Origin of the sequence: Phyllobacterium zundukense (genome assembly GCF_002764115.1) — a bacterium.
Classification (GTDB): Bacteria; Pseudomonadota; Alphaproteobacteria; order Rhizobiales; family Rhizobiaceae; genus Phyllobacterium; species Phyllobacterium zundukense.
Window position 1 is genome coordinate 478,268 of the sequence record NZ_CP017942.1, and the last position, 14,597, is coordinate 492,864.

General features: G+C 57.9%; 13 protein-coding genes and 5 pseudogenes. 9 read left to right on the plus strand and 9 right to left on the minus strand.

What is annotated here, in order from left to right:
• The first annotated feature begins 6 nt into the window (after nucleotides 1–6).
• The 3 genes from BLM14_RS25330 to BLM14_RS25340 all read left to right on the plus strand — a co-directional run bounded on the left by BLM14_RS25330 (nucleotide 7) and on the right by BLM14_RS25340 (nucleotide 1,368).
• Nucleotides 7–363: a hypothetical protein gene (locus BLM14_RS25330; RefSeq protein WP_133123925.1), complete on the plus strand. Its 357-nt coding sequence runs from the start codon at nucleotides 7–9 to the stop codon at nucleotides 361–363.
• A 213-nt stretch (nucleotides 364–576) separates the two neighbouring features.
• Nucleotides 577–813 carry a hypothetical protein gene (locus BLM14_RS25335; protein ID WP_133123926.1) on the plus strand — a complete coding sequence of 79 codons (237 nt, stop codon included), beginning with the start codon at nucleotides 577–579 and terminating at the stop codon, nucleotides 811–813.
• A gap of 375 nt (nucleotides 814–1,188) precedes the next feature.
• Nucleotides 1,189–1,368 (plus strand): YdcH family protein, encoded by a 180-nt coding sequence (locus BLM14_RS25340; protein ID WP_100002820.1) that lies wholly within the window; start codon nucleotides 1,189–1,191, stop codon nucleotides 1,366–1,368.
• Between the two features lie 200 nt (nucleotides 1,369–1,568).
• On the opposite strand, the gene BLM14_RS25345 is transcribed toward BLM14_RS25340, so the two are convergent.
• The 3 genes from BLM14_RS25345 to BLM14_RS31320 form a co-directional block, all read right to left on the minus strand.
• Nucleotides 1,569–2,696 (minus strand): YihY/virulence factor BrkB family protein, encoded by a 1,128-nt coding sequence (locus BLM14_RS25345; protein ID WP_237143645.1) that lies wholly within the window; start codon nucleotides 2,694–2,696, stop codon nucleotides 1,569–1,571.
• Nucleotides 2,697–3,105: 409 nt separating this feature from the next.
• The gene (locus BLM14_RS25350) at nucleotides 3,106–3,291 is read right to left on the minus strand and encodes a hypothetical protein (protein ID WP_100002824.1); all 186 of its coding nucleotides are present in this window, start codon (nucleotides 3,289–3,291) and stop codon (nucleotides 3,106–3,108) included.
• Nucleotides 3,292–3,570: 279 nt separating this feature from the next.
• Nucleotides 3,571–4,047: an aspartyl/asparaginyl beta-hydroxylase domain-containing protein gene (locus BLM14_RS31320; protein ID WP_335672088.1), complete on the minus strand. Its 477-nt coding sequence runs from the start codon at nucleotides 4,045–4,047 to the stop codon at nucleotides 3,571–3,573.
• Here BLM14_RS31320 and BLM14_RS25360 point away from each other — a divergent pair.
• The 3 genes and pseudogenes from BLM14_RS25360 to BLM14_RS25370 form a co-directional block, all read left to right on the plus strand.
• A pseudogene (locus tag BLM14_RS25360) lies at nucleotides 3,941–4,378 on the plus strand (efflux RND transporter permease subunit); the annotation flags it as partial. The gene BLM14_RS31320 and the pseudogene BLM14_RS25360 overlap by 107 nt on opposite strands.
• A gap of 88 nt (nucleotides 4,379–4,466) precedes the next feature.
• Nucleotides 4,467–4,571 (plus strand): annotated as a pseudogene (locus BLM14_RS32920) (IS110 family RNA-guided transposase); the annotation flags it as partial.
• A gap of 229 nt (nucleotides 4,572–4,800) precedes the next feature.
• Entirely contained in the window at nucleotides 4,801–5,238 is a 438-nt protein-coding gene (locus BLM14_RS25370; protein ID WP_100002828.1) for a hypothetical protein, read from the plus strand.
• 265 nt (nucleotides 5,239–5,503) lie between these two features.
• Here the strand turns inward: BLM14_RS25370 and BLM14_RS25375 are convergent, their stop codons facing one another.
• Entirely contained in the window at nucleotides 5,504–6,436 is a 933-nt protein-coding gene (locus BLM14_RS25375) for a complex I NDUFA9 subunit family protein (RefSeq protein WP_100002830.1), read from the minus strand.
• A 32-nt stretch (nucleotides 6,437–6,468) separates the two neighbouring features.
• Nucleotides 6,469–6,804, minus strand: a complete 336-nt coding sequence (locus tag BLM14_RS25380) for a hypothetical protein (protein WP_100002832.1) — start codon at nucleotides 6,802–6,804, stop codon at nucleotides 6,469–6,471.
• A gap of 142 nt (nucleotides 6,805–6,946) precedes the next feature.
• On the opposite strand from BLM14_RS25380, the pseudogene BLM14_RS32100 reads away from it, so the two are divergent.
• Together BLM14_RS32100 and BLM14_RS32490 are read left to right on the plus strand one after the other, a co-directional pair.
• Nucleotides 6,947–7,443: pseudogene (locus tag BLM14_RS32100) on the plus strand (IS6 family transposase); the annotation flags it as partial.
• A 782-nt stretch (nucleotides 7,444–8,225) separates the two neighbouring features.
• On the plus strand, nucleotides 8,226–9,551 hold the full coding sequence (locus BLM14_RS32490) for a calcium-binding protein (RefSeq protein ID WP_100002835.1): 1,326 nt from the start codon (nucleotides 8,226–8,228) through the stop codon (nucleotides 9,549–9,551).
• A 387-nt stretch (nucleotides 9,552–9,938) separates the two neighbouring features.
• Here the strand turns inward: BLM14_RS32490 and BLM14_RS32785 are convergent.
• Together BLM14_RS32785 and BLM14_RS25395 are read right to left on the minus strand one after the other, a co-directional pair.
• A pseudogene (locus BLM14_RS32785) lies at nucleotides 9,939–10,047 on the minus strand (IS5/IS1182 family transposase); the annotation flags it as partial.
• Between the two features lie 84 nt (nucleotides 10,048–10,131).
• Nucleotides 10,132–10,836 (minus strand): annotated as a pseudogene (locus BLM14_RS25395) (TCP-1/cpn60 chaperonin family protein); the annotation flags it as partial.
• A gap of 7 nt (nucleotides 10,837–10,843) precedes the next feature.
• On the opposite strand from BLM14_RS25395, the gene BLM14_RS25400 reads away from it, so the two are divergent.
• Nucleotides 10,844–11,212: an LCP family protein gene (locus tag BLM14_RS25400; protein ID WP_133123924.1), complete on the plus strand. Its 369-nt coding sequence runs from the start codon at nucleotides 10,844–10,846 to the stop codon at nucleotides 11,210–11,212.
• Here the strand turns inward: BLM14_RS25400 and BLM14_RS25405 are convergent.
• A complete protein-coding gene (locus BLM14_RS25405; protein ID WP_100002839.1) occupies nucleotides 11,209–13,683 on the minus strand; it encodes a spermine/spermidine synthase domain-containing protein in 2,475 nt (824 codons plus the stop codon). The genes BLM14_RS25400 and BLM14_RS25405 overlap by 4 nt on opposite strands.
• Nucleotides 13,680–14,432 (minus strand): protein-L-isoaspartate(D-aspartate) O-methyltransferase, encoded by a 753-nt coding sequence (locus BLM14_RS25410; RefSeq protein WP_100002841.1) that lies wholly within the window; start codon nucleotides 14,430–14,432, stop codon nucleotides 13,680–13,682. The genes BLM14_RS25405 and BLM14_RS25410 overlap by 4 nt, the downstream gene beginning before the upstream one ends.
• Nucleotides 14,433–14,597 lie beyond the last annotated feature (165 nt).

The following is a 14,597-nucleotide window of genomic DNA, read 5'->3' on the forward strand; positions in this document are numbered from 1 at the left end:
CCCGCAATGACCGTAGTCCGGCCTCATTTACCCAGAAGCCATCCAGATCGTTTCAGCGAGTGCCAAAGGGCAATTGAAGACTATGTGTTTGAGCTGCTTGGAGACGCCATCGAGGCGGGATGGAGCAAAGATGAGATTTTGGCAGCGATCATCGAGGTAGCGGACAATACCACTCTAGCGATACATCAAAATGTGCTGCTGTCCGTGGAAACGGAACTGAAAAAATTAAAGAAAAAAGCTGACGACCCCGCACCGCACCCCAGACGCCACTGGAACCGTTGCTGCTATAATGCGTTGGACTTCCTCCAGATTGGGAGGGAGAAATGGGTAGAGATGAACCGACGATGGAGGAGCTTCGAGTAGAGCTATCGAATTTGCGATATGATTTTACCGTGATCGAAAGCAGTGAAATCTTCACCCACCAACGGGTTGGTAATCAAAGGGCGATCAAAGCCATTAGAAATAGGATCGCCGTCATCGAATCCAGCGTAGGCGCGCGGCCCACTGCTTCATCCGTATTGACGTCTTCGTGAATCCTCTCAATGATCGGACCTCATGCCAACGGACCGGGCTCAGATGGCCCCACCGCGTCAAATGTCCCTCACTGAGGCCGAACAGAACGTCATACGCACCGCCTTGCTCGACGAATGCGGCGCGGAGCCGCTGTGGGTGGTTGGCTATGGCGCGCTGAGCCCGACATTTGACGCTGTCGAAGCTCGGTTCGCTACGGCGAACTGGTTCAACCGACAGGCGATTGTTTGCGGTTTCGCCGGAAAAGGCAATGTGAGTCCTATATGTCCGAAAGGCAGTTGACCTATGTTGCGTGAATGCTTGACCGGCATGATCCCGGTCATGAGAGGATCGTGCGGGACCGTCCGTCATATTTTGCCGTCCGTCACTCAAGATGGCATTGAGCCTCACGGCGTTTGAAAATGAACGAAACCTCCGCCTCTGCGAGGTCATGCCACATGTCCATTCCAAACGTCCGCTAGCCGAAGCGACCTGCTGCGGAGCGCCAAGGCAATCTATCGATCAGAGGCCGACTCTTGAGCCGGCAAGAAAACTTTGTCCATTGATCGCTTGCACCAGACTGTTCTTGTTCCTACATGGGAAATGGTGTCACGTTCTGCGCCACTTTCCCGAGGCCCCCGTTTCGTTAATCGACAACGAGCAGAAGGAACAGGCTATATGTCCATCAAAAATCATCTGACAACACTTCGCAGCAAACATCAGGAACTCGACCGTTCTGTCGCTTCACTTGAGGCAGCGCCAGCCGCAGACAGTCTCCATATCACTCAGCTCAAGAAAGAAAAGCTGCAGCTAAAGGAGGAGATTACCGACCTCGAGGCCAAAATCACCCGACACTGAAATGTTGTACTCAGTGCGAGTTCCCGGCAGTGCATCGGGCTTTTCGCTGCGTATAACAATCGCGTATAGAAAACGTCACGGAACATTCAGTCCTTGGCGTACGAGGCTCATGTCTGCGGTCAATCACAGACGAACCGAAATTTCGACCGCCCTAGCGGCACCGCTCTACCAAATGCCAGGCGGGCATAGGGCAAGTCGCTTCAGGAGGATGGCTTTTTGCTTCCGGTCTCATTGACAGATTCGCCGAGTGTATCAGCAACCGTCGCCCCGCGTTCTCCCATGGGAAGCGGATCCCCGGTCGTGGTATCGATTGCGGTTTGATGTTCCAGTTCCGCGTTTAGTTCGGCGCCGAGGATGAGGACTATCACCGAAATCCACGTCCATACCATCAGGCCGGCGACTGCACCCAGCGCACCATAGGTGGCATTGTAGTCTGCAAAATTTGTAAGATAGAATGTGAAGCCTGCAGATGTAATCATCCACACCAAGGTTGCAAGAACGGCTCCCCACGACAGCCAGCGCCACTTTGCGTGTTCCCGATCCGGCCCGAAGCGATAAATAACAGAGATCGCCCCAGCAACAACGACAGCAGTTAGCGGCCATCGTGCCAAGCTAACCAATGCAGCATTCCACCCGTCAAGGCCAAACAGCGTCAACAGGCGTGGGATAATACCCAATGTAGTGATCAAAATGATCCCAAAAAAAATGCCACTGAAGGTAAACACAAACGACACCACATTTAGTTTCAGGAAGCTGCGGCTTTCGTTTTCGCTGTATGCAACATTCAATGCTTCGAAGATGGCTTTGATGCCATTGTTCGCGCTCCAAAGCGCCACGGAAAGTCCGATGAAGAAGCCGAGACTGAGTACCTTAGTATCTTGGGCAGCAAGGGCCTCCAGCTGCAACCGGATCAGATTAACCGAGTCTATCGGCAGAATGCCGATGAGCAGCGAGGTGTTGCCAGCGACGGTGGCGCGATCAGCCAGAAAGCCATAGACCGACACGAACGCGGTCAGCGCCGGAAACAAGGCAAGCAACAAATAAAATGTTGCCCCGGCCGCAATTAACATAATCCGATCTTCCCACAAAGCGTCGTAAACTCGGTAGAGCACGTCTTTCCAACCCTTCGTCGGAATTTCAGCAGGAGCGCGCGCACGGCGTCCCCGCCCGCGCTGCCTTGCGCGCCGCAGTAGCGTCTCACGAGCAGTTGCCTTCTTCGATGTTGAGGCCATCGCAAAAACTTGATCCAAATTTCTAGTGCGTATCACGGTACAGGGTTGAGCATCTTGGTCTCGCCGCGTGCCAAACGGGCCTGTCGTGCCGCTCATGCAGCATCGAATTTCGCGGCGGAACACGCCAGGTTTGCCTTGTGAGATGCGGTCCTCGTCTCCGTCGCAGACGCTTTGTAGTCCGGTCAAAATTTTCCTTGCCGTGAACGTGATAGGACGGCATCCCGCCTCTGTCCCCACTGGCGTCAGCTCGGTCCAACAACGTCTTCGCCTTTAGGATAATTCCCTGCTCGTCACGACCTTTAGTGTCCCCGGATCGCAAATTAATCGAGACATGTTTTCCATCCTCACAAAGAACTCCACTAAGTATCCGCCTTTGCCATGCTCGTGTAGAGTGACATTTGTTTTCAGTATCTTCATCCTTCCTCTGCAGGTTATTTTCAGGTGCCAACTCTCTTCGAGACGTATTGGTTCCGTCGAAATGGACCGAGAGAGCGCCAAGTCCACTTCAGATGGAAGCAAGTCGGGACGCCATCTCAAGGAATGGACGCCAATCAAGGCGATCCAATCCTTGCAGCCGGTCTTGGTCATAACGGCCGATAGTCGTGAATCCGATCCGTTCTCGAGCCAGCTCTTCTGCCGTGAAGTCCGGGCTGGTTTCATCAAAACGCTCCCAGCCTTCCTGCCGGTACATAGCGGTATGCCCTCACAAGGATGATCACCATTAGCACCATAGGACGGGTGCTCATTCACGACCAACTGTTCGGCTTAACCCATGCCGGTCTTGCTGGCCCGCGGAGGGAAGCGCCACGTGCAGGTTAGCCACGTACGCCATCCGTACATACCACGCCATGCCTTCAGACGAGTCCGCCGAGCAATTGCACCACGCCCACGACCAGCCCCAGAAGCAGCAGCAACAGCAGGATATTCACCGACCACTTGATGACGAGGTATAATGACCGATTCGTCGCTTTCAGTGCCTTGCTGCGTGCCAGCAGGGGCGCGCGAGCCCTGCGAAGATCGTGTTGGCCAGGCCTCGATGGTCTTCTGGCGTGTTGGGTACCACCGAGGCGCGTGTTAAGCCTTTGTAGAAGAAATTGAACACCGCGCCCAGGGGGTTCAACGGCCGTTTTACGTCACACATGAGGATGAGGCGGTCGGAGTCGGTATCGTTGCGCACGAAGTGCAGGTAGGTCTCATCGAACAGGAGAATCTTTCCATCGCGCCAACTCAGGGTGTGGCCATCCACGTTGATGAAGCAGGCGTCGGAGTTCGGTGTGGCGAGACCGAGGTGGTAGCGCAGGGATATGGCGATCGGGTCGGCGTGCCGGGTCAGCTGGGTACCGCTGACCATTCTCATGGCACTTCCGCTGTCACTTGGCGGCGCCTTACTACCGCTGGTGCTGACCGGCACGAGCTTCTCCATGCCGGTGGTGATCGGCCTCCTCATGCTGATGGGCGTCGTGACGAAGAATTCGATCCTGCTGGTCGAGTACGCGATCATGTCGCGACGCGCCGGTTTCTCACGGTTCGACGCCCTCATCGACGCCTGCCACAAGCACGCACGCCCGATCGTCATGACGACAATCGCGATGGCTTGCGGCATGCTACCCGTGGCCCTCAGCATCAGCGGCGGCGACCCAAGTTTCCGTCAGCCGATGGCGATCGTCGTCATTGGCGGTCTGATGACCTCCACCGTCCTCAGCCTCGTCGTCATCCCGGTCGTCTTCATCTTCGTCGATGACCTGCTCGAAGTCCTCAAGCGCCTTGGGAACGGAACAAGATGGGGTGATTTGCCACCCAACCTCAGACGGCATCGAATATGCCAAATAGTGGGTGACCTCACCACCTGCGAGCACGGCAACCGCAATGAAAGATACGATGATCGGCGTCGATCTGGCAAAGGCAGTTTTCCAAATTCGTGGAGCCTCGATGACCGGGCAAGTGCGTCATTGCAGGAAGTTATCGCGTCAGTAGTTTCGGCACTTCATGGCTGAGCTGCCGCTGGCAGTGCGCCCGCGCGTCGGTAATTTTGATCGGCACGCGCCAAATCGACTGCCGCGCATGTGCGCGGCCTGCACGTTTTCGTGAACGAAACGCTCCAGCCCTGATCGTGATTGGACTAAACGATCCTCTGGAGTCAGGCTTGCATCGGGTATAACGCAAATGGGCGGACCAACTATCGTGTGAGTAGGAGGCCGATATGAAGCACCGTGCACTCTCGCAATTGCAGAGCGTCGCCGAGGTTGACCAGGATTACCCGCGCCCGGTAATGGCGCGCAATGAACGCCTTGAACGCTGGGTGGAGCTCCTCGAACAAAATCCTGACCGCCGCCTCTCGACGCTCAACCAGACGGAGTATCGGCCGGCCAGAGAGCGCGCTGCCATGCGCAGCGATGACTCGCCGATCACTGTCGCTTTCCAGGATCCAATCCTTCGGGCGGCCGGGTTGGAAAACGACAGTTACGGCGAGGCGAAGCAGTTCTTCGAACTGACCGATCATCAACTGCACAGGGTCATCTGCTATTGCCATTTCGGCGCGACGGTTAGCGCGGGGACGGCCGCTTATCACATCCGCAAGGCGCTTGGCGGCCGAGCGCGAGGCATCTTTGCTCGGTTGCGTGATATATTGGACAGATAGAGCTGGCGATAGATCGCTGGATCATTGCTGAAATGCCTTCTTCCCTCGTCGAACAGCGGAGGCAAGGCTGTGCTGACTGAAACGTTTATGCATGGCCGTGCAAGACTTGGATCGTAGGGGAGACTTCTTTGGGCGCTCTTGCGACAGAACTTCCCTCAACTTCCGTTGTCGATCGCAAGGAAAGGATGGAAATTCGCCAGACATTACGGTAATTCAACCTGTCACGAAGCCAGCTTGACTGGCGCGGAAAAGCGCACCACCTCGTCTATCTGTTCGCTTGCTCGATCGCACGGATCACCTCACTGATATAGTGCGGTTCGATGTCAAGTTGCTTTAGGCCAGGCAGATCGGCTGCTGCCACGTTGTCACGACGCATAAGGTCGATTTGGTTGCGTGTGAGGGGAACTGCAGGAAGGAATTCCGCCATCCGCGCCAAAACGCTCCAGACCTCAAAGGGGATCGGTATCAGCCGGATCTGTATATCGAGTTGCCGGGCAATCTCTCGTAGCAGTTCCTCATAGGTGTAGACTTGCGGGCCGCCCAATTCGAAGATGGACGAACCGCCGGGGTCGTTGCGGTCGATCAAATGGCTTATGGCTTCCGCGACGTCTCCCACATAGACCGGTTGAAGCCGTGTTCCGCCGTCCCCAAACAGCGGATAGACAGGCAGGAGGCGTATCAGCCTGACAAGGACAGTAAGGAAAGTGTCGTCCGGGCCCGTCATTACGGACGGACGGATGATGACGCTTGGAAATGTGCTCGCCACGGCATGTTCCCCTCGCCCGCGTGCTCGAATGTAACTTGATTCCGATTGGGGATCGGAGCCGATCCCCGATATCAGAATGAACTGCTCCACCCTGCTATTGCGCGAGGCAGCGGCGAGATCCGCCGCTGCCTTGACATGCACCCGCTCAAACGTTCGATTTCCGTGTTCGACATACAGGCTGACAGCATTCACGACAGTATGCGCCCCGGCGACGGCCAGAGCCACCGAGGCGGGATCCAGGATATCAGCCCGGATGGCTTCCGGAGCCCTCGCATCCAAGGAGAAGAGTGCGGCCACCCGGTCTGGATGTCGGGATACGGCACGGACAGTGAAGCCTTTTTCCAGGAGCCGTCTGACGATCCTGCGCCCCAAAAAGCCGGTTCCGCCAAACACCGTGACAATTCGTTTTTGGGTTAGGCTGTCACTAGTCATCTGCCTGGCCCTCCGATCGGAGACATGCGATATTAGGGATAATCCGGGCCCGGTGGCTGGTCAGGCACAAAGTCAGGCGGAATGACCGGTGTGGTACCTATATCCGGGGCCGGTTCAACCATTTCGTCGTCGCCTGTCCGCGGCGGTATTAATACGCCCTTGCATCTTTCGAGAACCCGCGCGTCGCGTTCGACTGTGTCCCTGTCTTGATCGATCCCGCCCAGTCCCTCCCGATCAACCTGGCACTCATCGGGCCCGGGCCGTTCATCATCACCCTGGTGAAAATACCGCTCGTGGGCGTTCGCCGACACAGCGACCGTACAAAGTAAGCAGGTTGCGAGGACAAATCTCATGAAACCAGGTCTCATGACGCCCTCCATGTTAGATTGCGCTTACGTTATCAACACGGTTTGGGCAAAGATTGTTCCAGAGCTCAAGCCGGCTTTGTCGCAAACACTTCCGTAAGGGAGCGCAATCTAAGTATCTCCGATGAAACTTCGGAGAGATCAGATGTTCAAAGGCCGCCATTTCGACCGATCAATCATTCTGCTGTGCGTGCGCTGGTACCTTCGCCAACGGCTTGAGTCTGCGCGATCTGGAAGAAATGATGCAAGAGCGCAATATCCATGTCGATCATTCGACCGTGCATCGATGGGTTTTGCGCTTTTCTCCACTACCGCTTGAACAGTTCAACAAGCGCAAACGCACTGTGATTCGAGGCAAATGGATGTATTTCTACCGCGCCATCGACAGCGTTGGCGACACAGTCGAGTTTTGCTTCAATGTGCACCGAGATCTTGCAGCTGCAAAGCGCTTCTGTCAGGAAAGCGCTCCTGCGCCATGGCCGCCCTGAGCGCGTTATCATTGATGGCAGCCAGACAAACCGCGAAGCGATCATCTTCTGCGATATGACCGATCGGCTGAAGGGCGGATATGGCAGGACTAAACCAAAGCCAATGGTAGTCAGGACCAGCAAATACCTCACGGATGTATTTGACAAGGGTCATTTGTTTAAGAGAGACCATTTTATCTCCCGGCGTTCTCCGCGGTGGACAGTGACGAACGCGCTGACGTGCGGTAAAGCCAAATCTGTGGGCCACCAGGGCATGTTTGCACGGCTTGGTACACAGTCGCTATCATTTACCGTCTGCGAGATGGATAGGCGGAGCTGATTTTGCTATTCTGTGCCGGCTCGGGTGACCCCGTGGCGAAGCACAGGTCTGAGGTTGCAACCCTGTCGCGCAGCCTATGTTTGTCGCACCTCATTGGCGGCACCCGGGCACCTGTTCGGTAGTTGCTGCTTCCAGGCTGCGACGAAGCGACGGTAGACTTCTTCTGCATTGCCCATCGCCTCCCGTTCACTGTCGCGCACCGCTTTGTTACTGTAGTCTGCGCCGGCCCCTTCCGCTTGCCGCCGCGGTGTGAGGGTTGACCTGCCGCCAGTTCCAGATGACGCAGTTTCCGTCTCTGGCCGAACAATTCGACATGCTGGCAGCGTGACTGTTGGCTGCCAAACAAAATCCATCGCGTCTATCATCAAATTTGCGACACAACCTGTGGCCAAAGCTGTCGTTGATAGGCGCAATCATTCAAATTACTGAGAAAATACAAGTATATTTGTAACATATCGAGGATGCGCTCTATTAGTGTGAGTTCTATTCCAACAAATGAAGTATAATTCCTTTTGACTTGTGTCGTTAATGCCGAGTAACGTAATCGCGGGTTAATTGTTCGGCAAATTCATATCCGGTCACCGCTGGCCGATGATTTTTCATCGCGAGAGGGCAATATGAAAACTTCACATCATCGAATTTACACAGCACTCCCGGTGCCGGACATGCAGCTGGACGTCTCCGGCGACGCGACAATTGCAAGCAGCCCCGGCAATGATCACCTCTTCGGCAGCGCCGGAACAGACTGGATGGATGGCGGCGCGGGCGACGATCATGTCTATGGCGAAGGAGGCGAGGACTGGCTGTATGGTGGTGATGGTAATGATGTCGTGGATGGTGGCGACGGCAATGATCGCCTTAATGGGGGCAACGGCGCCGACACGCTAATCGGGGGAAAGGGAACGGACTGGCTTGATGGCGGTTCAGGACCTGACCACCTTTTGGGGGGCGACGGCGATGACTGGCTGCGGGGCGGCGCCAACAACGACACACTTGACGGCGGCGCTGGCAATGACCGCATTAACGGTGGTGCCGGGTATGACCATCTCATTGGCGGCGATGGAAATGACTGGCTCGAAGCAGGTGATGGTGGAGGCGGAAGCTACCAGGTGATTGACGGCGGTGCCGGTGATGACGTCATGCGTTCAGAAGGATTTTTTACTCTCTTTATCGCCGGGCTGGGTCACGACAGGATCGACGGTGGGCGGGGCTACAGTTTGGTGGATTATTCAGGCAGTCTTGGTCCAATCCATGCCAGTTTTGACAAAGCCGATACTGCGGGGGACATCTTGACGTCCATTGATGCAATTTCCGGCAGCAATTTCTCCGATTTTTTTGATGCTCGCGCCAGCATGGAACGTCTTTCGATCGCCGGCGGAGGCGGCGACGACACCATTTTTGGTTCGACCTATGCAGATAGCCTCGTTGCCGGTGGCGGCAGCGATATCGTGTATGGCGGTGCCGGCGATGATTATATCTACGCCGGATATCCGCCCGGTAACGATCGCCTGTTCGGCGGGGATGGAAACGACACAATAACCGGTGGTTATCGTGAGGGCACCGTAACAATGTTCGGCGGCAACGGTGACGACAGGCTTGAAACCACGAGTAATGACATCCTCTGGGGCGGCACCGGCAATGACACTTTCATTTTCAATCCATACTCGGATGCAAGGATCGAAGATCTGGATGCTGGCGATGTGATTGACCTCCACCGCATTGATGCGAATCCTTATGGAGAGGAGGATTCTGGCCAACCATTCGATTATATCGGCACTGCGGAGTTTTCGAACGTTGTCGGCCAGCTGCGTTTCAACCATGTCATAGGCGAAGATTTCGGATATCTGGAGAGTTGGAACGGCGAAGCCGACGGTGACGTTCGGATCCTGATTTCTAATATCGATCCCCTCGAACCGGCTCCGGATTTCAACTTCATCTTATGAGCAAGAGGTACTTTCGTTTGTTGCTATTCGGATTGGTTCCTAGAGCGTCCGTCTTTTTGTTGCAGCATTGGCGACACGCAGGGAGGTTTGGGAGTGAAGATGGAAAAAACTATGGGTATCGCCCTCGCCATCTTCCTCGTGTTTTTGATTCTCTACCTGGCGGTCCGCTTGGTAGATTGGGCGTTCTAGGGCTCGAAGCCAGGCCCATCGATAAGGCCGCGAGAATACGAAATATGCCTAGGAACGAAGTGTTTCTCTTGGCGCTGATCATAATAGCGACGATGGTGATCGTAGCTTCGTCGGTTTACACCAACGGCTTTTAATGCGCCCCAACGTGATTTGACATGCCGAGTAGCGAGGACCACGCTGAGTTATGCTCCCTCCGGGCAGAGAGGCTCGGCGTTTGGTCACTGCCGTGACGGGCGGCCCAATTCGTCACCCTGAATTTCATCTTCGCGATGTGATGACGACGGGCGGCATTGTGTTTGTTCGGCATGAGACCACGATCGAGATCGGAACTGCTCCTCTATCTATCTCGAGACCGTTCAAAAGTTATCTACGCACGAACGCCCAACAAACCTCATGCGGACTTTTCCTCGATCGGCGAGACATCGGCGATCATGGCTTCTGCAGTGATCAGGAGCCCAGCGATCGAGCCGGCATCCTGCAGGGCCGTTCGAACAACTTTGGCCGGATCGACGATGCCTGCCTCGATCATATCGACGTAGAGCTCGGCCTGCGCATTGAACCCGTGATTGGGCTTCTTGCTCTCCAGGAGAGTACCAACCACGATCGAGCCCTCGGCACCGGAATTCTCGGCGATCTGTCGGAGAGGCGCTTCCAGAGCTTTCAGGACAATCGAGATACCCGCGGTCACGTCAGGATTTGCACCAACGAGAGCGGTCAAAGCTGCCTTCGCGCGCAGAAGTGCCACGCCACCACCCGCGACGATTCCCTCTTCTACCGCCGCACGTGTCGCGTTCAGCGCATCATCAATGCGGTCCTTCTTTTCCTTCACTTCGATTTCGGTTGCGCCACCAACACGGATGACTGCAACGCCGCCGGAGAGTTTCGCCAGACGTTCCTGGAGCTTCTCCTTGTCGTAGTCCGAGGCAGTCTCCTCGATCTGTGCCCGGATTTGCTGGACACGGGCTGCGATACCAGCTTTGTCCCCGGAGCCGTCGACGATTGTGGTGGCTTCCTTGTCGATGAGCAGGCGTTTTGCCTGTCCGAGCATATCGATCGTGACATTCTCGAGCTTGATGCCGAGATCCTCGGAGATCAGCGAGACCTTGACCAACCCGGCCCGGCTGCTCGGCTTCCTGCACGCGGCTACCAAGTCCGTCACCACCGACCCCGGCCTCACCCCCCGCGTGATGAGCGACCTCGCACTCACCGCCCGCAGCCTGTCGTCTGACAAGGTCCACTTCGTCACCACGCCCTGGCGCTACTCCACTGCCTACCCCGGCCGGGTCGAGTGGCTCGAAGGACCGGCCAAGAAGCTGTTCCGGTTGATCGCCGCCGACCAGCCCCTCACCGGCTCCAAGGTCAGGCACACCCAGCCCGCCGCGCCGCGCCGCGCCAAGACGGACACCAAGCCGAGCGCCCACCACGCATGGCGCACTCGTTGGCCGAGTCGGGCTTTCAGGCGGTTGGTCTAACTCCGATCTGGAATAAAGCCTTGCGACGTCTGCTGATCGTATCGATCCCACGACCCGGCGAGTAAGGCCGGGGCCACAAGATAGAGGACGGTGGCGATCGTCACGACGCCAGTGAACCCGACATGCATTGCAAGCAGTGGGGCGAGGATCGCGCTCAGCACCGACGCACAGCCATTGATCCCCCATGCCCAGGGAATAAACGCCTCCGAGCGTGCGCCGACGTGGCCGAGGCCGAGGGGGAACGGCATGCCCATGAAGACGGCGAGCGGCGCTATGAGGAGGAGTGCGATCGCGATCTTCGCGGCATCCGGGAGTGCCAGCAGCCGTTCGAATATTAAGGGCAGCGCAAGCAGGTAGGTGGCAGCCAGGAATGCGATCACCACGACGGCGAGTGCAATGCCACGCACCGCCGATCCGCGTCCGACCGCCGCCATCCAGCGTGCGGCTACGGCGCTACCGAGACCGGCGAAGGCAAGGAAACCCGCAAGCACGACAGCGACAGCGTAGAGCGGATGGCCAAGGAACAGCACGAATCGCTGGATGAAGGCGATCTCGATGAAGAGGAAGGCCAGGCCCAAGGCAAGGAAATAGAGCCCGAAGCGCAGCCGGCATGCGGCTCCCCCAAGTGCGCGCCGGCGAAGCCAGAGCGGCAACAGGATCAGGACGGCGCTGAGGACAGCCGCCTGGACGAGCGTCGTCACCAAGATCAGGTAGCCCCAGTCGAGCATCGCTGCGCCACCTTGGGTGCGCAGCGTCAGGAGTTCGGGCAGGGCACGCCAGCGGAAAAAGTCGAAGAAATAGGGTCGATTGTCAGTGGCCGGTGCAATATCGAACTTGTAGCGCTCGGTGAAATCGGCTCGCTCAGGGCCGAGGAGAGCGAGAGCTCCCTCGTAAAGATATTCCTGGTCGAGCTGGTTGTAGCGGTTCACGTCGCTCGCGGAGATGCCCGGCGCCCAGGAGATGTCAAAGAAATTCTCGGCCGCGAAGCCGCGGATGGCTGTGACGTCTTCGCCCATGAACGGCGACTTGGCGACGAGCAGGGTTGCAGTGTTCCAGCTCCGGATCAGCGCCAAGTGCCGGCCTGGCTCGGCCACGCCATCCGCTTCAAGCGCTGCGGTAGCAGTGGCGAACAGCTTGAGGATGTCACGCGGCGGCACCCGCAGCCATCGCGTGATGGCGATGACTCCATCCGGTTTCAGCACCGCTAGGTAATCCCGCAGTGCCTCCGCGGTGTAAGTGTAGTTCTCATGCATACTCTGCACGCCGGCCGCGGCCGCGCTGAAGGAGTCTAGGAGCGGCATCTGGATCAGGTCGTAACGCTCGCCCGTCGTCGCAGCGAAGGCGCGCGCCTCGGCTAGATGCAGATGCACGTTCGGTCGGCTGAAGATACCGCCGTCGAAGTCGGCGAAGCGATTCCGAACCAGGTCGATCATCTGCGGGTTGACCTCTACAGCATCCACGGTATCGGCTCCGGCGCGCAGCGCCAGCAGCACCTGCTCGCCGCCGCCGGCACCAAGGATTAGCATTCGCGGCCGCTCAAGAATGCGGTACGGAAGCGCCGCCGTTGTCCGGTCGAGATAAGCGACCGTCGCCGGGGTGCCGCCATAGGCGGTGATCGCCGTAATACTGTCGCCATCGGTGAATACGGCGAGTTGCGCGGGCGGCTCTTGGGTGTTGGCGAGGCTGAGGCCCGGCACGTACCGGAAAGGGACGGTCGGGCTCTCGACGACCGTCAGCAGTCCGAGCGGGCTCGATCGCTCCTCGACCACCCGCGCGTTCGGCACTTCGAGAGCCATGCGGAGGCCCTTGTACTGCGACATGTAAGGATCGGGGGCCGTCCAGGACGATGGTAGCCACACCGCGATGACCGCGGCGGCAAGCCCGAGGCTGCCCACGGCGAGCCACCGATGGCGAGCCATGCCCGTCGCGGCGAGGGCAGCTGCCACGAATCCCAGCGCTGCGACGAAGCGCAGCGCCGCAGAGGGAAAGACCAGGAACAAGAGTCCGACGGTGCCCAGCGCGCCGATCCCTGCGCCGACTAGGTCGAAGGCATAGACGCGTCCGATCTGGCCAGGATGGCGGCTGAAGGCAAGGCCGATACAGGTTGCACCGAAAAAGAACGGCAGGATCAGGAGAGCATAGCTGGCCGCGAGCCAACCGAGCTGCCCCGGATTCCAGACGATCTCGAGCGCGTTGAACGGCAGGCGTTCGGCACCGGCGAAGCTGGCAACCGCAGTAATGCCGAACAGCGCTGCCGACGCTGCGAAAGCAGCCGGGTACCGCTCCACCAGGGGGCGGCGGGCGAACGCAACGAATGTACCGCTCGCGCCGAAGCCCAGGAGCGCGATGCTTATGATCATATAGGCAAAATGATGCCACTGAATAATCGAAAAGAGCCGCATCAGCAGCACTTCGTGGGCAAGGGTCGCCGCCGATATGAGACTGACCGGCAGCAGGCGCCCCACTCTCATCGGGCCCTACCTCCCCTCAGCGGCACAAAGCTCACCGGCAGCAGCTGCCGGGTTGTGATGCTTCCGTCCAGTTGCTTCTCGACCAGCATGAGAAACTGGGTCGCGAAAGGACCTCCCACGGGGACGACCATCCGGCCCCCCTTGGCGAGCTGTTCGACCAGCGGCGGCGGGATGTGGCTGGCAGCGGCAGTCACCACGATACCGTCGAAAGGCGCGTGCGAACGCCAACCATAGTAACCGTCGTCTAGCTTCACCTCGACATTATCGAAGCGGAGCCCCGCGAGTCGGGCGGCCGCCCTTTCGCCCAGTTCCGGTATGATCTCAATCGAGTAAACCTTCGCTGCGAGCGGCGACAAGACGGCTGCCTGATAGCCCGAGCCAGTGCCGATTTCGAGGACAACGTCACCAGATCCGACGTTAATCAGGTCGGTCATCAGCGCGACGATGAAGGGCTGCGAGATCGTCTGACCGTATCCGATCGGCAGTGGCCGATCTCGATAGGCGGCGCCGCGCTGCTCCTCGGGCACGAAAAAGTGGCGCGGCACCTTCCCCATCGTCTTCAGCACCGCCGGATCGATGCCCTGGCCCTCGACCGCTGACGGCGCTGAGCGGGCGTGCCATTTGATCGTTTCGATCATCGCCGCACGCTCGGCGAGGCGCTCCTGAGCGGGCACGGATGTCGAAACCACGGCGGCAGCGCTCGCGAGAACCGCGGCCAGTAACGCTTGGCACTGGGCTAGTGGACGCATGAACTCTCTCCCGGCTATAACGCCGAGTATAGTCGCGGCGGAGGCAATTTTGTACAAACTTCGCTCGGCTCTCTGCCGCCTCCAGCTTGAAACTTCACAACAAAGCGATGGCGCTGACGGAAAGTGGCCGCGCGTGCTATAACCGTTCACTCTCGATCGTCACCG

Excerpts from the sequence above, each read along its gene's own strand:
- BLM14_RS32490 (WP_100002835.1), top strand. The coding sequence starts at position 8,226 with ATGAAAACTTCACATCATCGAATTTACACAGCACTCCCGGTGCCGGAC.
- BLM14_RS25345 (WP_237143645.1), bottom strand. The coding sequence starts at position 2,696 with ATGAGCGGCACGACAGGCCCGTTTGGCACGCGGCGAGACCAAGATGCT.
- BLM14_RS25375 (WP_100002830.1), bottom strand. The coding sequence starts at position 6,436 with ATGACTAGTGACAGCCTAACCCAAAAACGAATTGTCACGGTGTTTGGC.
- BLM14_RS25410 (WP_100002841.1), bottom strand. The coding sequence starts at position 14,432 with ATGCGTCCACTAGCCCAGTGCCAAGCGTTACTGGCCGCGGTTCTCGCG.
- BLM14_RS25370 (WP_100002828.1), top strand. The coding sequence starts at position 4,801 with ATGAAGCACCGTGCACTCTCGCAATTGCAGAGCGTCGCCGAGGTTGAC.
- BLM14_RS25405 (WP_100002839.1), bottom strand. The coding sequence starts at position 13,683 with ATGAGAGTGGGGCGCCTGCTGCCGGTCAGTCTCATATCGGCGGCGACC.
- BLM14_RS25330 (WP_133123925.1), top strand. The coding sequence starts at position 7 with ATGACCGTAGTCCGGCCTCATTTACCCAGAAGCCATCCAGATCGTTTC.
- BLM14_RS25350 (WP_100002824.1), bottom strand. The coding sequence starts at position 3,291 with ATGTACCGGCAGGAAGGCTGGGAGCGTTTTGATGAAACCAGCCCGGAC.
- BLM14_RS25335 (WP_133123926.1), top strand. The coding sequence starts at position 577 with ATGGCCCCACCGCGTCAAATGTCCCTCACTGAGGCCGAACAGAACGTC.
- BLM14_RS25340 (WP_100002820.1), top strand. The coding sequence starts at position 1,189 with ATGTCCATCAAAAATCATCTGACAACACTTCGCAGCAAACATCAGGAA.
- BLM14_RS25380 (WP_100002832.1), bottom strand. The coding sequence starts at position 6,804 with ATGAGACCTGGTTTCATGAGATTTGTCCTCGCAACCTGCTTACTTTGT.
- BLM14_RS31320 (WP_335672088.1), bottom strand. The coding sequence starts at position 4,047 with ATGAGGAGGCCGATCACCACCGGCATGGAGAAGCTCGTGCCGGTCAGC.